We start from the raw sequence: 18036 nt of genomic DNA, 5'->3' as shown, positions 1-18036 counted from the left end.
TCTATGACAAGGCCAGCCCGCCTTCAAGCGAGGCACAGTGCTGGGGAAGAGGCGCCGCATGATGACGGGGTGGGCCAACTTCTGCAGGTACGCATTGACGCAGGCTTAGGCATTCTGAATGTGTGATCCAGCGCTCATACCTTGGCATGACGGGTCGAGACCTTGGAGCCCAACCGATGCGGGCCGTATAGTCAGATGACGCAGAGCAATGGAGCGCCGGTGAACGTCACCTCGCAAGGCCCTGAATCATCGGGTCGGATGGATGAAGGCCATGGAAATGAACAGTCAGCGAGACTAGGGCTGTCGCGTCTGCCCCCAGGTCTGGCGCAAGGCGCCGTGTCCCACAAGGGAACCCCGTGTCGGGCCCACAAGCGATCAGGTAAGCCCTGTCTGCGGTTTCACGCTTTGAGAACCACGCTCCGTAGTCGCCCTGTACAAGCCTACCCCCGTAGTACTTCAATCAGCGACATGGACCGCTCATGCTGAAATTTCTTCCAGCTCTTCCACACGTGGCATTGATCGCGTTGATCACCCTGGCCGTTCCGGGCTGCAACAAGGAACGCTCATACCCGGTCTATCGCGAGAATCCCGCCCCCAAGGATGCGCTGCCGATTGTGATCCGGGTCCATGACGCGCCTGTGGACGTCCCAACCCCAAAAGTAACCGTCTTGTACGAGATAGACCCGCTTTGCCTCCCCCCGATCAACAACTACGAGGGCGTGCATTACGAACCTAAGTGGCACTCTGTTCAATTGCAGGTACAGCGCGTCAGCCCAACCGATTTCACCACCACAGCGTTCAAAGATGGGATGGCGGTCGCTGACTATTACGGGCGAGGCCCATGCAAATGGACGCCAAACACCCTGCAAGCTGCATTCCCAATGATCATTGATGGGCGCTCAATCTACGCCACAGTCGGCGTCTCTTTCCGGAGAATTGAAGAGGAGGGACGCTCTACTACTTACGTAGAGAAGGCACTAAAGCCCCTGATCCCAGGGCAGACACCTGAACGGGCGTGGACATTGTCTAAGACTATGTTCGATAAGCGCCCACTCGCCGATCACCCGAAGTACTTCCCAATTGAGATCTCCACACGGATTCAAGGAGACGCTCCATGAACCCTATTACCAGCGCCACGCTCTCGGACCATGCCTACAATGAGCTATCTCCGGACACTACGTCCGTCACCATTGCAGGAATCGAGTACGAGATATTGGCTAGACGGGATTCCAGCACCGGCTACCAAGGTATTGTCTATCGCAAAGTTGAAACCGACGAAGTCATCATTGCCCATCGCGGCACCGAGTTCGATCGTCAGGCACTGCTTGATGGCGGCATCGACGCTGCGATGGTAACCGCGAGAATCAACGCACAACTCGACGACGCCCTGGCACTGACCCGGCAAGCTATCAAGCTGACCGATGAAAGGGGGATTGGGGCCGTGTACGTCACCGGCCATTCACTGGGTGGCGCGCTCGCACAGATCACTGCACACCATTACAACCTCCCCGGCGATGCCTTCAATCCTTACGGTGCTGCTGGGTTGGCGTACCGCATGCCCGAAGGCCAACCCGCCAATGCGGCGCCCTTCACCAACCATGTGATGGCAGGCGACCTGGTCAGCGCTGGCGGCCCGCACTACGGTAAGGTTGAGATGTACGCGCTCCCGAAGGAACTCGAGGTTCTTCGCAATGCCGAGCAGGGCCAACGCGTTGCGTCCCTCGTAGCACCCGGATTGAGGGGCGGCCACGCCATCTCCGCTGCCGTGGCGGTCCAGCTGGGTGACTCCCATCGAATGGTTCATTTCCTTGACCGTATGACCGAAAAGGGGCCAGTGCAGTCCGTGTTGGATGACCCCAATGCCCGGGTTACAGATCCTGAAGACCTGCGCCGGATTGCCGACTACCGCAGTGACATCCACCAACTGCGCGCGGGAGTCACGGTGCTTGCAGGCGGTGGACCTGGCCTCCTGCGCGACGGGATCAATTACCTGCGTGGCACCGAGGATGCTGGCGCCTACGCTCGCCGCGAGGCCGAAGCGGAGCAACAGCCCCGCAATGCGCTCAAACCCGGTGAGCGAATGGCACAGGACGCAACTGACAAGGGCTCTCCCTCTCTCAGCAATCCGGGCTTCTCTCCCAAGAGCCCGTTGCAGCAAAGCATCGAATCCACCTTGGACAAGGCAGGCTTGGATCCCAGGAAGGAAGGCCATCCTGACCATTCGCTCTACCGGCAGATTCGCGACGGCGTATCCGCCGTGGATGCCAAGCACGGGCGCAGCTTCGATGAAACCAGTGAGCGGGTAACAGCCAGCTTGCTGGCAACGGCCAAGAACAGCGGCCTGGAGCGCGTGGATCATGTGGTACTGGGCAACCCGCCCAATAACGAGTCTGGCCCGCGCATGTTCGTCGTGCAGGGCGAACTCAACAACCCGGCACACCTGCGCGCATCGGTGGCGGTCAGCGAGGCGGTCAACACGCCCGTAGAGCATTCGCTTGCCAAGGTCGAACAAGTTTCACAGGCGCAACAGGTCGCGCAGCAGGATCATACCCAAGAGCAGACGCGAGCAGCGATGCGCATGGGCTGAACGCAGTCAATCAGAGGCGATGTGGATCGGTAGTCCACCTGCAGAATTCATCAGCGAAACGCCCATCTGATAGTCAGACTCAGCAGTACTTATGGCGACCTGCTGGCAAAAACCGACGTTCCTGTAGAGCCATGAACGAAGGTACCTCGGCTTCCTGTAAAGTCGCGCCAACAGAGCGAGCTTTCGCGCTGGGACAGGTCTTTTCTACAGGGAGGGAAGCATGTATCGCAGAACCGCCAAGATCATGATGCGTACCGCAATGTGCGCCGTTCCACTGCTGGCCACGAGCTGCGCCTTGCCTACCCGGCAGCCCGAGGTCGCTGACGTAAGGCCAGTGCCCGCTGAGCGGGTATTCCCACTTGCCGATCAGGGGCCTTCCACTGGCAATGTCGTGGTAACACGCGATATAGGTGCGATCAACGGAATGTGCGCCGTGGGCGTCATGGTTGACGAAAAGATGGCCGCGCACCTCAACACTGCCGAAACGGTCACGTTTGCATTAAAGCCGGGGCGGCATCTGATGACCGCGACTGTGCTGGAGGCCACGGGCCTGTGCGCGTTGGGCGTAACCAAGGCTGCGGTGGCCAGGCGACGCTCCATCGAGATTCTGGTGGATGTGGACACCACGCGGAAGTATCGGCTCTCCTACCCGACGGTTGATTCTTCTCCGGTGATCGAGCCTGCATTCTGACGAAGAAGCCTCGGTTCTGTACAAATGCAAACGCCCCTTTCGGGGCGTTTTTGCATTCTGGCGGAGAGAGTGGGATTCGAACCCACGGAAGGTTTGACCCTTCGCCGGTTTTCAAGACCGGTGCCTTAAACCGCTCGGCCATCTCTCCGTATCGGCCCAGCCTGCTGGCCGGGCACGCATTCTCGCACGGCCGGGCGATTTGCCCAAGACCGTTGTTCCGTCGGGGCGGCGCCTCAGCCCGCGTCCACCGCCAACGCACCCAGCGCACTGGCCTTGATCCGCTCCTTGGCCTTCTCGCAGGCGCCACCGCAATCCAGGCGCGAGGCCTCCAGCTGCGGCGGCAGGTGTTCGGCCAGGAAGTCGATGAATACCCGCACCGCCGGCAGCAGGCCGCGACGCGAGGCGAACACGGCATGGCACACGCCCTGGGGCAGCGACCAGTCCGGCAGCACCACTTCCAGCTCGCCGTTGCGCACGGCATCGGCGCAGACGGTTTCCGGCAGCATGGTGATGCCGAAGCCGTCCTTCACCATGCTCTGCAGCAGCGGGAAGTCGAAACCGGCCACGCGCGGCTGCAGGTCCACCCGGCGCACCGCGCCTTCCGGCCCATGCAGTTCCCAACGCTGGCGCGCTTCGTCTTCGCTGATGCTGAGAGTTACGTGGTTGGCCAGCTCTTCCGGGTCCTTCGGGCGACCGGCGCGGTCGAGGTACTTCGGGCTGGCCACCAGCAGTTCCTGCACCTGGCCGAAGCTGCGCATCACCAGGCTGCCGTCGTCATCCAGCCGCGAGCGCACGCGCAGGGCGACGTCGTAGCCTTCGTTGATGATGTCCACGCGGCGGTTGCTGATGTTCAGCTGCAGCCGCACCTTCGGGTACTGCTCGAGGAACTTGGGCAGCAGCTTGGGCAGCTGCATCTGCGCCAGCGATACCGGCACGCTGGCGCGCACCAGGCCGCGCGGCTCGGCGCTGAGGCGGTCCACCACCTCGCGCGCGGCCTGCGCCTCGGCCAGCATGGTCTGGGCGTGGCGGTGCACGCTGGTACCGACATCGGTGACGGCGAAGCGGCGCGTGGAGCGCTGCAGCAGGCGCACGCCCAGGTCGGTTTCCAGCTGGCTGATACGGCGGCTCAGGCGCGACTTGGGGATGCCCAGTGCGCGCTCGGCGGCGGCGAAACCGCCGTGGTCGACCACCATCGCGAAGTAGTACAGATCATTCAGGTCATGCATACCCGAGTTCCATTGATAGAACAATACGTGGCATTCAACCACCTTTATCCCGTCGATGCAACAACCTATCGTTCTCTCCGTCGGCGGCAAGCCCGCCACCTCTCCCGAACATAGGTACTGCCATGAAGCTTCTGCACATCGACGCCAGCGTGCTTGGCGACAACTCCGTCTCCCGCCACCTGACCGCCGCCGTGGTGGCCCAGTTCAAGCAGCAGATCGACGGCCTGCAGGTTGATTATCGCGATCTTGACGCAAATCCGGTACCGCATCTGCGCAGCGGTTCGCTGGCCAAGACCGACCCGGCCGAGGCCGCTGATGCTGAACAGGTGCTCGAGCAGTTCCTGGCCGCAGACATCGTGGTTATCGGTGCGCCGATGTACAACTTCAGCGTGCCCTCCACCCTGAAGGCCTGGATCGACCGCGTGGCGGTTGCCGGGCGCACCTTCAAGTACACCGAGAACGGCCCGGTGGGCCTGGCCGGTGGCAAGCGGGTGATCGTGGTCAGCAGCCGTGGCGGCATCTATACCGATTCGCCGGCAGACTTCCAGGAGCCCTTCCTGCGCCAGACGTTCGCCTTCTGGGGCATCAACGACATCGAGTTCGTGCGTGCCGAGGGCATCGCCTATTCGCCGCAGCATCGTGAAGATGCGATTGCCGGTGCGCTGGCAGCGCTGCCGTCGCATGAGACGGCGGAAGTGGCAGCGGCGTAACACGTTCCAGCGTTCGGCGCCTCTCTCCCTCGTCTGGGCGCTGAACGCGGGCCGGGATTCCCTCCCCCATCCCGGCCCACCCTGGCGGCCCTGCTTTTGCGGGGCCGTTTTTTTTTGCCACCATGGGGCGATGAACTACATCGTGATGGCTGCGCACCGCAGCGAATTTCCGCACCCGATCACCCTGCACCGTGGCCAGGCACTGGTGGTGGGCGAACGTTATGAGGGGCCCGAGGGTTGGGAAGACTGGTTCCTGTGCGAGGCCGAGGGACAGCAGCCGGGGTTCGTGCCGGCGCCGGTGATCGGCCGCGATGCGCAGGGTGGCGCGTTTGCCACGGAGGATTACTGCGCACGGGAGCTGGATGTGGAGCCGGGGCAGCACCTGCGCGGCGTGCGCACGCTCAATGGGTGGGCGTGGTGTGTGCCGGTGGCTGGCGAGGCCGGTTGGGTACCGCTGGAGAAGCTGCGCGTAGCAGGTTGATGGATTGCGTCATCCACGCATGGCGTGGATCTACTGCAAAGCCCTAAGCCCCCAGCGCCTGGATGCCGCACCGTGTCAGTAGATCCACGCCATGCGTGGATGCCGCACCGCCTCGGTAGATCCACGCCATGCGTGGATGTCGCACCGCCTCGGTAGATCCACGCCATGCGTGGATGTCGCACCGCCTCAGTAGATCCACGCCATGCGTGGATGCGGTGCCGACATGGCCGGCACCCATCAAAAGGCCGCCGGGCATGGCCCGGCGCTACCGGCTGATCAGCCGATGGTTTCGATGCCGCCCATGTACGGGCGCAGGGCTTCGGGCACGGTGATGCTGCCGTCGGCGTTCTGGTAGTTCTCCATCACCGCGATCATCGCGCGGCCGACGGCCACGCCCGAGCCATTCAGCGTGTGCGCCAGCTCCGGCTTACCGGTGGCCGGGTTGCGCCAGCGGGCCTGCATGCGACGGGCCTGGAAGTCACCACAGTTCGAGCACGAGGAAATCTCGCGGTAGGTCTCCTGCGACGGCAGCCAGACTTCCAGGTCGTAGGTCTTGATGGCCGAGAAGCCCATGTCACCGGTGCACAGCAGCACCTTGCGGTACGGCAGGCCCAGCTTCTCCAGCACCACTTCGGCGCAGCGGGTCATGCGCTGGTGTTCGGCGTCGCTGTCTTCCGGGCGGCAGATCGAAACCAGCTCGACCTTCTCGAACTGATGCTGGCGGATCATGCCGCGCACGTCGCGGCCACCGCTGCCGGCTTCGGAACGGAAGCACAGCGAATGGGCGGTCATGCGCAGCGGCAGGCGCTCGGCGTCGAGGATCTCGTCGCGGGCGATGTTGGTCAGCGAGATTTCCGAGGTCGAGATGAGGTAACGCTTCTGCTCACCCAGCTGGGTGATGAACATGTCCTCTTCGAACTTGGGCAGCTGGCCGGTGCCGTACAGGCTGTCGGCGTTGACGATCACCGGCACGTTGGTTTCCTGGTACTCATGCTCGCCGCTGTGCAGGTCGAGCATGAACTGGGCCAGGGCGCGATGCAGGCGGGCGATCGGGCCACGCAGCACGGTGAAGCGCGAACCGGACAGCTTGGCGGCGGTCTCGCCGTCCAGCCACTTGTTGCGGGCGCCCAGTTCAACGTGGTCGAGCACCTTGAAATCGAACTGGCGCGGGGTACCCCAGCGCGACTGCTCGACGTTCTCGCTCTCGTCGGCGCCGGCCGGCACGTCATCGGCGGGAATGTTCGGGATGCCCATGGAGATCGTGTCGATCTTCTCGCGCAGCTCGTCCAGGGCCACTTCCGAGGCCTTCAGCTCATCGGCGAACGCGGCAACCTCGGCCATGATGGCCGAAACGTCCTCGCCCTTGGCCTTGGCCTGGCCGATGGCCTTGGAACGGCTGTTGCGCAGGCTCTGCAGCTCTTGGGTCCGCACCTGGATGCGCTTGCGATCGGCCTCCAGTGACTCCAGGGCAGACACGTCGAGCTCGAAGCCGCGGCTGGTGCGCAGGCGTTCGGCGAGGTCGGCGGGCTGGTGGCGGAGCAGGGCTGGATCAAGCATGGCAGGCGTCGTGGTGGGTAACAGGAACGGGATTATCGCCTGTTATACGGAATTCTGCCGCCCGGTTCATTCCGGCCGTGGCAGAATCGAGGCATTCCGTACTGGTCTGGTCCATGTCTGCTCCCCGTCCGTCGCCTGCCAAGTCGTTCACCGTGCATATCCCGCGCAACGCCCTGAAGATCGCCGGCATCGCCTTCGGCGTGGGCATCCTGCTGTTCGTGCTGGTCTGGCTGACCGGACGCGACAAGGAATTCTTCCGTGCCGACCCGGCCGCGCACACGCCGCAAGAAACCGCCCAGGTGGAACCGCTGCCCGAGCCGCTGGCCGCGGCCGCAGGTTCCAGCGACATGCCAGACGCCAAGCCGGCCCCGGTGCCGGACGAAGAAGATGCGCCGAAGCTGGTGGAAACCGCCCCGCCCCCGCCACCGGCCACGGTTGAACCCGCTCCGGCCGCGCCGGGCACTGCGGCACCGGCAACCGCCAATGCGCAGCCGATGCCGATTGCCAGCCAGTCGCCGCCGCCGGCTTACCCGGCCGCCGCCCTGCGACGCGGTGAAGCGGGCAGCGTGGTGGTGCGGGTGGAGGTGGATGCCACCGGCTACCCGAACAACGTGACGGTGATCCAGCGCAGTGGTTCGCGCGAGCTGGACCGTGCAGCGACGGACGCGGTGCGTCGCTGGCGCTTCAGCCCGGCAGTCAGCAATGGCCAGCCGGTACCCGGCAGCATTGAAGTGCCGTTCGACTTCAAACCGCAGTAACTGAACGCTTCCCCGCAGAAAAGCTGAACCTTGCAGGTTGCGTTGACGCAGTGCTGACACGCTTCGACGCCGCCTCGGGCAACACTCTGGGCGTCGTTACTGACGTGAGGAGTTTGCGATGACTGCCACCACCCACGAGAATCTTCATTCGCCGCAACTGCAGCAGGATGGCGCGCTCGAGCCGCGCTCGACCTCCCCTTGGCTGTGGCTGGCCCTGATTGTGGCGATGTTCGCCGCGGCACTGGTCTGGCTGCGATTCTCCAGCCATGACGATGTCGCGCCTGCGCCGGTAAGCGAGCGCATGCTGCCGGCCACGGAGACCCCGGTTGCCACCACGCCCGCCCCGGCTGCGCGGCAGGCCACGCCCGCGCAGAGCGAGCGCAAGGCAGCCCCGGCCGTACGCAACCGTGAGGCGCGTCCGCTGGCCAGCAACAGCAAGCCGAACTATCCGGCCGCCGCGCTGCGCAGTGGCGTGCAGGGCAGCGTGGTTGCCAGCTTGAATGTGGATACACGTGGCAACGTGACCGACGCTGCGATCGTGTCGCGCAGTGGTGAGCGCAGCCGCGACCTGGACCGTGCCGTGCTGAACACCGTGCAGGGCTGGAAGTTCGAGCCGGCCATGCACCAGGGCCGTGCGGTGGCCAGCGTGGTACGCGTGCCGGTGGATTTCCGTACCGAACAGCGTTGATCACCGGCTGACGCCTGAAATGAAAACGGAGGCCTCGGCCTCCGTTTTTTTTCGCGCGCGTTGGGATTCCGCCGGGCATGGTCCGGCGCTACCGGAACAGGGGCCGAAGGGTAGCGCCGGGCCATGCCCGGCGAGCGCAGCGGCGCCGGGACTACCTCAGGCCAGGTTGAAGCCGGAGCTGCGTGCGAGTTCGTCGAAATCCGGGAAGGACGTTGCGACGTTGGCGATGTCGTTGATGCGCACTTCGCCATGGCTGATCTGGCCGGCAATGGCGAAGGCCATCGCGATGCGATGATCACCGTGGCTTTCAATGGTGCCACTGCCCAGCGATACGCCACCGTGCAGGGTGGCACCATCTTCGGTTTCGTCCACCTGCATGCCCAGCGCGCGCAGGCCGGTCGCCATCGCAGCCAGGCGATCGGATTCCTTCACCCGCAGTTCGGCGGCGCCTGTCACCACGGTCTGGCCTTCGGCGGCAGCAGCGGCCACGAACAATGCCGGGAACTCGTCGATCATGTCCGGCACCAGCTCCTCGGGAATGCGCGCACCCTTCAGCGGCGCGTAGCGCACCAGCAGATCGGCCACCGGTTCGCCGCCCTGCTGTGCCGGGTTCTGTTCGGTGATGTCCGCGCCCATCAGGCGCAGCGCGTGCAGCAGGCCGGTACGGCGCGGATTGAGGCCGACCTGCTTCAGGCGCAGTTCGGAGCCGGGAATGATGCTGGCCGCGACCAGGAAGAACGCGGCCGAGGAGAAGTCGGCCGGCACCACGATATCGGTCGCGCGCAGGCGCTGGCCACCACGCAGGCGGGCCTTGCCCGGCGAGAACGCGATGTCCACGCCGAACGCGGACAGCATGCGCTCGGTGTAGTCGCGGGTCGGGTGCGGTTCGGTCACGCTGGTTTCGCCGTGCGCGTACAGGCCGGCCAGCAGCACGGCAGACTTGATCTGCGCACTGGCCACGGGCGAGGCAAAGTCGATGCCGTGCAGCGTCTGCCCGCCATGCACGTGCAGCGGCGGCGTGCCGTCTTCCTCGGTGTCGATCTTCGCGCCCATCTGCGACAGCGGACCGGTGACGCGGCGCATCGGACGGCCGGACAGCGATTCGTCGCCGACCAGCGTGCAGTCGAATGCCTGACCGGCCAGCAGGCCGGCCAGCAGGCGCATGCCGGTGCCGGCATTGCCACAGTCGAGCGGTGCGCTGGGTGCCTGCAGGCCATCGATGCCGACGCCGTGTACGACGCGCTGCGACGCACTGGGGGTTTCGATGCGCACGCCCAGCTGGCTGAAGATGCGCGCGGTGGCGCGGGTGTCTTCGCCTTCCAGGAAGCCTTCGATATGCGAGGTGCCATCGGCCAGCGCGGCGAACATCACCGAGCGGTGCGAGACCGACTTGTCGCCGGGAATGGTCAGGCTGCCCTGCAGGGGCTGGCCCTTGCGGGCGATCCAGTGCTGCGCGTTGCTCATCGTTGAATGGTTCCGTAAACGCCGGCTCGCCGGCGGTGCATCAGGAGTGGCGGCCGCAGCCGCCACAGCAGGGATCAGGGCACGGCTACCGGATAGGAGCCAAGCACCTTGATCTGCGCCGAGTGCGCTTCCAGTTCGGCCAGTGCGGCCTGCATCGGCGCATCGTCGATGTGACCGGCCAGGTCGATGAAGAAGCCGTATTCCCACTTGCCATGGTGCGAGGGACGCGATTCGATGCGGTTCATGCTGATGCCATGGCGCGCGAACGGGCTGAGCACATCGAACAGCGCGCCGGGCTTGTCATGGATGAACACCAGCACCGAAGTGCGGTCATGGCCGGAGGTCGGGAAGATGTTGCGACCCACCACCAGGAAACGGGTGGTGTTGTCGGCATCGTTCTGGATCGGCTTGGTGACGACCTTCTTCAGGCCGTATACATGGCCGGCGCTCTCGCCGCCAATGGCCGCTGCATCGTCGGCGTTGCGCGCACGGCGCGCGCCTTCGGCGTTGCTGGCCACCGGGATCTTCTCGGCCTTGGGCAGGTTGGCGCGCATCCATGCCGAGGTCTGCATGAACGACTGCGGATGGCCGTAGACGCGCTCGATGTCCTCGATGCGGCCACTGCGCGACATCAGGTACTGCTGTACGCGCAGTTCCACTTCGCCGCAGATCTTCAGGTTGGAGGTGAGGAACATGTCCAGGGTGATCTGGATGGTGCCCTGCCCCGAGTTTTCCACCGGCACCACGCCGAAATCGGCGTTGCCCGCTTCCACTTCCTGGAACACTTCTTCGATGCTGGCCATCGGCAGGCCCAGCGCCGAGCGGCCGAAGTGCTTGAGCACGGCCTGCTGGCTGAAGGTACCTTCCGGGCCGAGGTAGCCGATCTTCAACGGCTCCTGCTGGGCCAGGCAGGCCGACATGATTTCGCGGTAGACGTGCACCAGCAGCTCATCGCTGAGCGGGCCTTCGTTGCGATCCACCACCATGCGCAGCACCTGCGCCTCGCGCTCGGGGCGGTAGTAATCGACGGCGGCGGCGAGCTTGCCCTTGGCCTTGCCGACCTGGTGGGCGAACTGTGCGCGTTCGGCGATCAGGCTCTGGATGTCACGGTCGATCTGGTCGATCTTCGAACGCACATCGGCCAGTGCCAGTGGCGCCAGGGTCGGCACCGCGGTTGCCTTCGACTTGCCCTTGGGCTTGGCAGTGGCGCTGTCCTTGGCCGGCTCGGCCTTCTTCGACGCCTTCTTGCTGGGTTTGCTTGCCATCGGAATTCCTTGTTGCGGGGCGCGCACCCGACGATGCGCGCCGTTCATTGCTCAGCCGTGACGCTGCTGGAAATCGGCCATGAAGGCGACCAGCGCCTCCGCCCCGGCCAGCGGCATGGCGTTGTAAAGCGAGGCGCGGATGCCACCGACCACCTTGTGACCCTTCAGCGCCAGCAGGCCGGCGGCCTTGGCATCGGCGACGAAACGGGCATCGAGGTCGGTGTTGGGCAGGAAGAACGGGATGTTCATCCGCGAGCGCGCCGAATGGGCGACCTCGTTGCGATAGAAGCCGCCGGAGGCATCGATGGCGCCGTACACCAGCGCGGCCTTGGCGACGTTGCGCTTGGCGAACTCGACCACGCCACCTTCGGCCAGCATCCACTTGAACACCAGACCGGCCAGGTACCAGTTCCAGGTGGGCGGGGTGTTGAGCATGGAATCGCGGGCGACGTGCGAGCGGTAATCGAAGATGTCCGCGCGTGGCTGGCCACTACGCTCCAGCAGGTCGCGACGGATGATCATCACCGCGATGCCGACCGGACCCAGGTTCTTCTGCGCACCGGCATAGATGACACCGTAGCGGCGTACATCCAGCGGCTCGCTGGCGATGGACGAACTGAAGTCGGCCACCAGCGGCACGTTGCCGGTCTCGGGCACATCACGGAACTCGACGCCGTGGATGGTCTCGTTGGCAGTGATGTGCACGTACGCGGCGTCGGGAGAGAGCTGCCAACCGGCGCGCTCGGGCAGCTGGCGATACCCTTCGGCTTCGCTGCTGGCGGCGATGTTGACGTCCACGTAGGGGCTGGCCTGCTTGACTGCGGTCTTGCCCCAGTGGCCGGTGACCACGTAGTCGGCACGCTGGCCGGGGCTGGCGAAGTTGAGCGGGATCAACGCCTGCTGGGTGGTGGCGCCACCGGGCAGGAACAGCACCGCATAGTCCTCGGGAATGTCGAGCAGGCGACGCAGGTCGGCCTCGGCCTCGGCGGCCACGGACATGAACTCCGGACCGCGATGGCTCATTTCCACGATGGAGGCACCGCTACCGTGCCAGTCCAGCATTTCCGCCTGCGCCTGGCGCAGGACCGATTCCGGCAACGTTGCAGGGCCGGCACTGAAGTTGAACGCGCGCGTCATGGCACACCTGTGGGGCAAGACCCCTAGTATGCCGCACTGCCCCAGCCTTGCGGCCTTGTGGCGCAAGGGAAATTTGGTTGCATCCGTATCCATTGCCGCGGCGGCACTACCCAAAGCGGGTTGGTCCGGGCGGTAGCGCCGGGCCATGCCCGGTGGAACGAATTCAGCGCGCGCCGAACCAGAGCAGCAGGCTGAGCACGGCTGCCAGCAGCAACGCACTGCCCAGCAACCACGGCCAGCGCCGCACCCGACGCGGAGCGACCGGTACCACCGGTGCCTGTTCGGCTTCGTCGCTGCCTTCCTCATCGGCCAGTGGTGGTCGCCGGCGCGGGTCGTGCGGCACTTCCAGCACGAACCGGTGCTGGCCGTCGAACACGACCTGGTCGCCGGCCTGCAGCCAGCAGTGGCGTACGGCAACGCCGTTGACCCGGGTGCCATCGGCACTGCCCAGGTCGCGTAGCAGTACCCGCTCGCCGTGGACTTCCACCCGCGCGTGCTGTTCGGCGAAGGCGGGCTCATCGATCTCGATGTCGACATCGCTGCCACGGCCGATCACCCGCGCGCGCGACAGGGGGTAGCTGCGGCCGTGGTGCAGGCCACCCACACCGCGCAGCAGACGCTGCTCGTCACCGCTGCCTTCGACGCTGGCTGCCGGCGCCGGTGCCTGCAGCAGGGTGTCGACCTCGCCCTGCAGGACCATTTCCACGCCATCGACGTAGACCGCGTCGCCCGCCCTCAGCAGGGCCATGCGCCGCACCGGGCGACCATTCACATGGATGCCACGGATACCGTTGCCGACCTGCAGCCAGAGGCCCCGGTCGTCCATGCAGAACTGCGCAAGCAGCAGCGCGCCGTTGCCGGCATCACCGAGGCGCACGCTGCCGTTTGCCTGGCGCACGATGCGCTGCACCCCGGGCCGCAGCGGCTGGTCGGGCTGTTGTTGTTGACTGAAGTGAACTAGCAGGTTCTGCACGCGGCGCAGACTAGCAGGTTGGCCGCCCACGAAGAAGAACCTGCGATGAGCGCTTGGCGTGGGCGCCGTCGATGCGCACAATGCTCGCCCTCTCAATTGATCCCCGCCCTGCGCCAGGAGCCTGCATGTCCACCATCGATGTCCGCCACGCCCACACCCTGCCCGACACCCAGGCACGTGAAGCGATCGAGCAGGTTGCCGCAAAGCTGGGCGAACGCTTCGGCCTGAAGTCGTCGTGGGCCGCCGACGTGCTGAATTTCTCCGGCAGTGGCGTGGACGGTGCGATCGAACTGCAGCCGGGCGCGGTGCGGGTCACGGCCAAGCTGGGCTTCCTGCTGTCGGCAATGAAGGGCATGGTGGAAAGCGAGATCCAGCGTGTGTTGAAGGAAAAGCTGGGCTGAACCTGCGCTGCGGCCATCACGGCCCAGCAACGGCGCGCCGCGCTACCCTCTGGGATAGGCCCAACTCCCACGGGGAATGCAATGAACCGTTACGAGAATGACGATCGCCGCGACGACGATGCCGGCTTCGGCGACCAGGCAGAGCGCTTTTCGCGCAAGCTGAGCGATTCGGCACAGCAGGTCTGGCTGGCTGGTCTGGGCGCCCTCGGGCGCGCGCAGGCAGAGGGAGGCCGGTTCTTCGATGGCCTGGTGAAGGAAGGCGAAGCCTGGGAAGCCCGCCGCCGTGAACGCAGCGGCGAGCAGGAACCGGGCTGGCGCGACAACGTCGAGCACTCGCTGGACGAAGCCCGCGAGAAGGCATCCGGAACCTGGGACAAGGTCAACAAGGCCTTCGATGACCAGGTGCAGGGCGTACTCAAGCGACTGCACGTGCCGACCGCCGATCAGGTGACCGCGCTGGAAGCCCGCATCGATGCCCTGACCGCACGCTTGGCCAAGCTCGAACACCGTGCCTCCACCGACGTGGACGCCCCCTCGCCGGGCAGCCACCAGTCGCCGGGCAGCACGCCCTGAACCGCCTTTGTTGCAACGCAATAAATTTTCGTTGACAATCGCGTAGAACCCGCCAATCGCTTCGGCTGCCGTTTGTTCCCTCCCCTCACGGCTTCAGGATTGGCGGGTTTCTTCGTGTCTGGCGCATGCAGATCTGCGGGCTGCATCACGGTTGTTGTCGGGAACACCCTGACGCAATCAACCGGTCGGCCCTTTACACTGTGGGCTTCCGTTTTCGCCCCTTCCGTCGTCGCCCTGCATGCTTCCCTGGATTCTGGCCCTGCTGTCGGCCCTGCTTACCTGCACCCTGGCCACCGTGTACCTGTGGTGGTTCAAGCGTCGACGTACCGAAATGCAACTGGGCCTGCAGGCCCTGGCGGGCATGCACTGGCGCGAGTTTTCCGCCCTGATCAAGCGCATGCTGCGCGAGCAGCGGGGCCTGCGTGAACTGCAGGATCCGAGCGAGGAAAGCCGCGAGCCGAGCAGCGATTTCCTGCTGAGCGATGGCCCGAACACCTGGCGGGTGTCGTGCAAGCACGGCCTGGCCTATCGCATCGGCACCGCTGCGGTGAACGAACTGGGTGCTGCCGCGCGACTGGCAGGCGCCAAGGGCGGCATGCTGATCACCGAAGGCCGGGTTGAGCGCGATGGCCTGGGCGCAGCAGAAAAGCAGGCAGTGGAAGTAATCGATGGTCCGCGCCTGTGGCCACTGCTGCAGCCCTACCTGCCGGCCGATGTTGAGACCCGCGTGCGCGCGATCGCCCGCCATGAAGCGCTGCGCCGCATCGCCATTGCCGCACTGGCTTCAGTGACGCTGGGCCTGCTGGTCGGGCTTGGCCTGCAGGGCCTGCGCCGCGAACAGGCGGACCCGATCCCGGCACCGGCCGTTGCACCTGTCGCACCGCCGGCTGCACCTCCTGTGCTGACGCCCGCCGCGCCGGACAGCGCCGCGAATGCGCCCGCTCCCGTGGTCGCCGCAGCCGCGCCGCAGAATGCCGACGATGCGCGCAGCAATCCCAACCCGGACGCTGCCACGCTGGACCGCTACCAGGCCGAACTGGCCCGCGCGCTGGCGGGACAATCCGGCATCGCCAGTGCTGTCTGGCTGACCCGGCAGACGCTGGCCATCAACCGCACCGGTGACCTGGAAACCGTATGGCCACGCGTGTGCCAGGAAGTACTGCGCTACCCCGCCCTGCGCAACGTGCGCGTGCAGCTCAACGCCCGCCCCGGTGTGGATGAGCCGGTACGCTGGCGGCAGTGCGCGACGTATTGATGGGCTGAGGCGTGATGGTGCCGAGCTCGGCTGCTCGGCACCACATCCACGCGTGGCGTGGATCTACTCGCGGCGATTCATTCCGGCTTGGCTGAAAGCGCCCGGGGAAGAAGCCGAGCGTGGGTTCGCCGCTATCGCGCCCCAGGCGCGAAACGGGCGACCAGGTCCCAGGCATCACCCAGGAACATCTGCCGCACGCGGGTGATCGGTTGTTCGCCGCGCCAGGTCAGGCGCTCGATCACCAGGCAGGCGGTACCGGGCTTCACGTCCAGCAGCCTGGCGGTGGGCGCATCGGCGCCCCAGGCGCTGATGCGGTGCTGGGCGCGCGTCCACGACACGTTCTGCAGCAGCCAGCTGCCCGGCGCGGTGGTACTGAAATCCACCTCCAGCACCTCGGGCACGCCGACCGGGCTGATCAGGCGATGCTCCAGCGCCAGCGGCCGGCCATCGGCCAGATGCAGGCAGCGCATCGCCAGCAACTGCTCACTGCCGGCCAACTCCACTTCGCCGGCATTGGCTGCCTCGGCCAGGCGCAGTTCGCGTTGCAGCAGCCGGTAGCCGTACTGATGTCCGCGCGATCCGACCTCCATTGCGATGTCCGGGATCTCCAGCGCCACCTGCTCCAGGTGCGGTGGCTGCCGAGCCACGAAGGAGCCTGCCCTGCGGCGGCGCTCGATCATGCCGCTCTCGGCCAGCGCCGTCAGCACCTTGTTCACCGTCATCCGCGAGCACCCGTACTGCTCCATCAGCTCGTGCTCGTACGGAATGCGGAAGCCCGGCGCCCACTCTCCGCTGAGGATGCGGCTTTCCAGGTCGCTGCGGATGCGCTGGTTGAGCGTGGCGGACTTGCTGGCCTTCACGTGGTGGAGTCTCGATGGTGGGAGGCGATCAGCCCAGCACGCCACGCAGGGCAGCGGCGAAGGCGCTGGTGATGGCCTCGCGCTGCAGGTGGCGGCCGTCGGCCACGCACTGGCGGCCATGGCGCCAGACCGATCGCAGCGCGCCATTACGTGCGGCGAACACCCAGCTGTCAAGCCATGCGTCACCGTGTCGCGCCTGCAACGCGGGGTGCGCGGCGTCCAGTTCAACCATGTCTGCGCTGGCACCCACCTGCAGGCCGGCGGCCACACCCAGCGCCTGGGCACCGCCCTGCAGCGCACCCTCGAACAGGAAGCGCCCGGTGCTGCGGCCGGCATCCGCGGCCAGCACATTGCGACCCCGCAGGGTCAGGCGCTGGCCGTATTCCAGCAGGCGCAGCTCCTCTGCGGCATCGATCAGCACGTTGGAATCGGAGCCCACGCCGAAGCGCCCGCCCTCGCGCGCGAAGGCCTGCATCGGGAACAGGCCGTCGCCCAGATTCGCCTCGGTGATCGGACACAGGCCGGCCACGGCGTTGCTGGCGACCATCTGCGCGCGTTCGTCGTCGGTGATGTGGGTGGCGTGCACCAGGCACCAGCGCGCATCGACCGGGGCATGCTCGTACAGCCACTGCACCGGTCGCCGGCCACTCCATGCCAGGCAGGCTTCGACCTCGCGCACCTGCTCGGCGATATGGATGTGTATCGGGCCATCGGTCAGCGGCAGCAGTGCGCTCAGCTCCTCGCCCGTCACCGCGCGCAGGCTGTGCGGGGCGATGCCGAGCACCGCATCGGGCAGCGTGGCCAGCGCGGTGCGGGCGCCATCAAGCAGCTGCGCGAACCCGTCTACGTCATGGATGAGGCGGCGCTGTGCCGGGTTCGGCGGCGCGCCACCGAAATCGGCGTGGGCGTAGAACACCGGCAGCAGGGTCAGGCCGATGCCGGTCTGCGCGGCTGCAGCTGCAATCTGCGCGCTCATCTCGGCGCGATCGGCGTAGGGGTGGCCATCGGCGTCGTGATGCAGGTAGTGGAATTCGCCGACGCGGGTGAAGCCGCTTTCCAGCATTTCCATGTAGGCCTGGGCGGCGATGGCCTGCACTGCTTCCGGGCGCAGATGGGCAAGGAAGCGGTACATCAATTCGCGCCAGCTCCAGAAACTGTCGCCGTCGCCGCCACCGATCTCGGTCAGGCCGGCCATGCCGCGCTGGAAGGCATGGCTGTGCAGGTTCGGCAGGCCGGGCACCAGGATGCCCGCGCGGGTATCACCCTGCTGCGCAGCCTGCCCACGCGTGACCGCGGCGATGCGCCCGTCCTGCACCTGCAGGCGGACGTCGGCGGCCCAGCCGTCGGCCAGCAGGGCATGGGCGGCATGGAAGGAGTGCGCGGGACGCGAATCGGACATGGCTGGACAAC

Annotated in this window: 18 protein-coding genes and 1 tRNA gene; 10 read left to right on the top strand and 9 right to left on the bottom strand. The window is 65.9% G+C overall.

Translation table 11 applies throughout. The features are described from left to right. The first annotated feature begins 479 nt into the window (after positions 1-479). The 3 genes from ACUXVE_RS08515 (at position 480) to ACUXVE_RS08505 (ending at position 3278) form a co-directional block, all read left to right on the top strand. Complete coding sequence (locus ACUXVE_RS08515; protein ID WP_222388984.1) at positions 480-1118, top strand: hypothetical protein; 639 nt, start codon at positions 480-482, stop codon at positions 1116-1118. Beyond that, the gene (locus ACUXVE_RS08510; RefSeq protein ID WP_445514208.1) at positions 1115-2587 is read left to right on the top strand and encodes an XVIPCD domain-containing protein; all 1473 of its coding nucleotides are present in this window, start codon (positions 1115-1117) and stop codon (positions 2585-2587) included. The genes ACUXVE_RS08515 and ACUXVE_RS08510 overlap by 4 nt, the downstream gene beginning before the upstream one ends. A 220-nt stretch (positions 2588-2807) precedes the next feature. Then, positions 2808-3278, top strand: a complete 471-nt coding sequence (locus ACUXVE_RS08505; protein ID WP_222388980.1) for a hypothetical protein — start codon at positions 2808-2810, stop codon at positions 3276-3278. Between the two features lie 58 nt (positions 3279-3336). Here ACUXVE_RS08505 and ACUXVE_RS08500 read toward each other — a convergent pair. Together ACUXVE_RS08500 and ACUXVE_RS08495 are read right to left on the bottom strand one after the other, a co-directional pair. Beyond that, positions 3337-3426: transfer RNA gene (locus tag ACUXVE_RS08500), tRNA-Ser, on the bottom strand. 85 nt (positions 3427-3511) lie between these two features. After that, on the bottom strand, positions 3512-4504 hold the full coding sequence (locus ACUXVE_RS08495; RefSeq protein ID WP_025878750.1) for a LysR family transcriptional regulator: 993 nt from the start codon (positions 4502-4504) through the stop codon (positions 3512-3514). Positions 4505-4626: 122 nt separating this feature from the next. Here ACUXVE_RS08495 and ACUXVE_RS08490 point away from each other — a divergent pair, with 122 nt between their 5' ends. Together ACUXVE_RS08490 and ACUXVE_RS08485 are read left to right on the top strand one after the other, a co-directional pair. Next, a complete protein-coding gene (locus ACUXVE_RS08490) occupies positions 4627-5214 on the top strand; it encodes an FMN-dependent NADH-azoreductase (RefSeq protein WP_093819104.1) in 588 nt (195 codons plus the stop codon). A 130-nt stretch (positions 5215-5344) separates the two neighbouring features. Further along, positions 5345-5695 (top strand): ligand-binding protein SH3, encoded by a 351-nt coding sequence (locus ACUXVE_RS08485; protein WP_222388976.1) that lies wholly within the window; start codon positions 5345-5347, stop codon positions 5693-5695. A 276-nt stretch (positions 5696-5971) separates the two neighbouring features. On the opposite strand, the gene serS is transcribed toward ACUXVE_RS08485, so the two are convergent. Then, positions 5972-7252, bottom strand: a complete 1281-nt coding sequence (gene serS / locus ACUXVE_RS08480; RefSeq protein WP_025878753.1) for a serine--tRNA ligase — start codon at positions 7250-7252, stop codon at positions 5972-5974. Positions 7253-7365: 113 nt separating this feature from the next. Between serS and ACUXVE_RS08475 the strand changes: the two genes are divergently transcribed. Further along, positions 7366-8010: an energy transducer TonB gene (locus tag ACUXVE_RS08475; protein WP_445514207.1), complete on the top strand. Its 645-nt coding sequence runs from the start codon at positions 7366-7368 to the stop codon at positions 8008-8010. Positions 8011-8128: 118 nt separating this feature from the next. Continuing rightward, positions 8129-8698: an energy transducer TonB gene (locus ACUXVE_RS08470; protein ID WP_093819101.1), complete on the top strand. Its 570-nt coding sequence runs from the start codon at positions 8129-8131 to the stop codon at positions 8696-8698. A 156-nt stretch (positions 8699-8854) separates the two neighbouring features. On the opposite strand, the gene aroA is transcribed toward ACUXVE_RS08470, so the two are convergent. The 4 genes from aroA to ACUXVE_RS08450 all read right to left on the bottom strand — a co-directional run bounded on the left by aroA (position 8855) and on the right by ACUXVE_RS08450 (position 13537). Further along, complete coding sequence (gene aroA / locus ACUXVE_RS08465; RefSeq protein ID WP_445514206.1) at positions 8855-10162, bottom strand: 3-phosphoshikimate 1-carboxyvinyltransferase; 1308 nt, start codon at positions 10160-10162, stop codon at positions 8855-8857. A gap of 74 nt (positions 10163-10236) precedes the next feature. Continuing rightward, positions 10237-11427 carry a prephenate dehydratase gene (pheA, locus tag ACUXVE_RS08460; protein ID WP_445514205.1) on the bottom strand — a complete coding sequence of 397 codons (1191 nt, stop codon included), beginning with the start codon at positions 11425-11427 and terminating at the stop codon, positions 10237-10239. Positions 11428-11478: 51 nt separating this feature from the next. After that, positions 11479-12564: a 3-phosphoserine/phosphohydroxythreonine transaminase gene (serC, locus tag ACUXVE_RS08455; RefSeq protein WP_445514204.1), complete on the bottom strand. Its 1086-nt coding sequence runs from the start codon at positions 12562-12564 to the stop codon at positions 11479-11481. Between the two features lie 163 nt (positions 12565-12727). Continuing rightward, positions 12728-13537 carry an FHA domain-containing protein gene (locus tag ACUXVE_RS08450; RefSeq protein WP_445514203.1) on the bottom strand — a complete coding sequence of 270 codons (810 nt, stop codon included), beginning with the start codon at positions 13535-13537 and terminating at the stop codon, positions 12728-12730. A gap of 125 nt (positions 13538-13662) precedes the next feature. Between ACUXVE_RS08450 and ACUXVE_RS08445 the strand changes: the two genes are divergently transcribed. The 3 genes from ACUXVE_RS08445 (at position 13663) to ACUXVE_RS08435 (ending at position 15766) form a co-directional block, all read left to right on the top strand. Next, the gene (locus ACUXVE_RS08445) at positions 13663-13938 is read left to right on the top strand and encodes a polyhydroxyalkanoic acid system family protein (protein WP_025876985.1); all 276 of its coding nucleotides are present in this window, start codon (positions 13663-13665) and stop codon (positions 13936-13938) included. 81 nt (positions 13939-14019) lie between these two features. Then, positions 14020-14511 (top strand): phasin family protein, encoded by a 492-nt coding sequence (locus ACUXVE_RS08440; RefSeq protein WP_025876984.1) that lies wholly within the window; start codon positions 14020-14022, stop codon positions 14509-14511. A 238-nt stretch (positions 14512-14749) separates the two neighbouring features. Next, positions 14750-15766 (top strand): restriction endonuclease, encoded by a 1017-nt coding sequence (locus ACUXVE_RS08435; protein WP_093819096.1) that lies wholly within the window; start codon positions 14750-14752, stop codon positions 15764-15766. A gap of 131 nt (positions 15767-15897) precedes the next feature. Here the strand turns inward: ACUXVE_RS08435 and hutC are convergent, their stop codons facing one another. Next, positions 15898-16626: a histidine utilization repressor gene (hutC, locus tag ACUXVE_RS08430; RefSeq protein WP_093819095.1), complete on the bottom strand. Its 729-nt coding sequence runs from the start codon at positions 16624-16626 to the stop codon at positions 15898-15900. A 28-nt stretch (positions 16627-16654) separates the two neighbouring features. Continuing rightward, entirely contained in the window at positions 16655-18025 is a 1371-nt protein-coding gene (locus ACUXVE_RS08425) for a formimidoylglutamate deiminase (RefSeq protein WP_445514202.1), read from the bottom strand. Positions 18026-18036 lie beyond the last annotated feature (11 nt).

It is taken from the genome of Stenotrophomonas sp. 3(2025), assembly GCF_052665395.1.
Note: the sequence above shows the minus strand (reverse complement) of the source record. Positions and strands in the feature narration are given on the sequence as shown.

Coding starts and splice junctions, on each gene's coding strand:
- aroA (WP_445514206.1), bottom strand. CDS start 10,162: ATGAGCAACGCGCAGCACTGGATCGCCCGCAAGGGCCAGCCCCTGCAG.
- ACUXVE_RS08510 (WP_445514208.1), top strand. CDS start 1,115: ATGAACCCTATTACCAGCGCCACGCTCTCGGACCATGCCTACAATGAG.
- ACUXVE_RS08495 (WP_025878750.1), bottom strand. CDS start 4,504: ATGCATGACCTGAATGATCTGTACTACTTCGCGATGGTGGTCGACCAC.
- ACUXVE_RS08435 (WP_093819096.1), top strand. CDS start 14,750: ATGCTTCCCTGGATTCTGGCCCTGCTGTCGGCCCTGCTTACCTGCACC.
- ACUXVE_RS08440 (WP_025876984.1), top strand. CDS start 14,020: ATGAACCGTTACGAGAATGACGATCGCCGCGACGACGATGCCGGCTTC.
- ACUXVE_RS08425 (WP_445514202.1), bottom strand. CDS start 18,025: ATGTCCGATTCGCGTCCCGCGCACTCCTTCCATGCCGCCCATGCCCTG.
- ACUXVE_RS08470 (WP_093819101.1), top strand. CDS start 8,129: ATGACTGCCACCACCCACGAGAATCTTCATTCGCCGCAACTGCAGCAG.
- pheA (WP_445514205.1), bottom strand. CDS start 11,427: ATGGCAAGCAAACCCAGCAAGAAGGCGTCGAAGAAGGCCGAGCCGGCC.
- ACUXVE_RS08475 (WP_445514207.1), top strand. CDS start 7,366: ATGTCTGCTCCCCGTCCGTCGCCTGCCAAGTCGTTCACCGTGCATATC.
- ACUXVE_RS08485 (WP_222388976.1), top strand. CDS start 5,345: ATGAACTACATCGTGATGGCTGCGCACCGCAGCGAATTTCCGCACCCG.
- ACUXVE_RS08445 (WP_025876985.1), top strand. CDS start 13,663: ATGTCCACCATCGATGTCCGCCACGCCCACACCCTGCCCGACACCCAG.
- serC (WP_445514204.1), bottom strand. CDS start 12,564: ATGACGCGCGCGTTCAACTTCAGTGCCGGCCCTGCAACGTTGCCGGAA.
- ACUXVE_RS08515 (WP_222388984.1), top strand. CDS start 480: ATGCTGAAATTTCTTCCAGCTCTTCCACACGTGGCATTGATCGCGTTG.
- ACUXVE_RS08505 (WP_222388980.1), top strand. CDS start 2,808: ATGTATCGCAGAACCGCCAAGATCATGATGCGTACCGCAATGTGCGCC.
- serS (WP_025878753.1), bottom strand. CDS start 7,252: ATGCTTGATCCAGCCCTGCTCCGCCACCAGCCCGCCGACCTCGCCGAA.
- ACUXVE_RS08490 (WP_093819104.1), top strand. CDS start 4,627: ATGAAGCTTCTGCACATCGACGCCAGCGTGCTTGGCGACAACTCCGTC.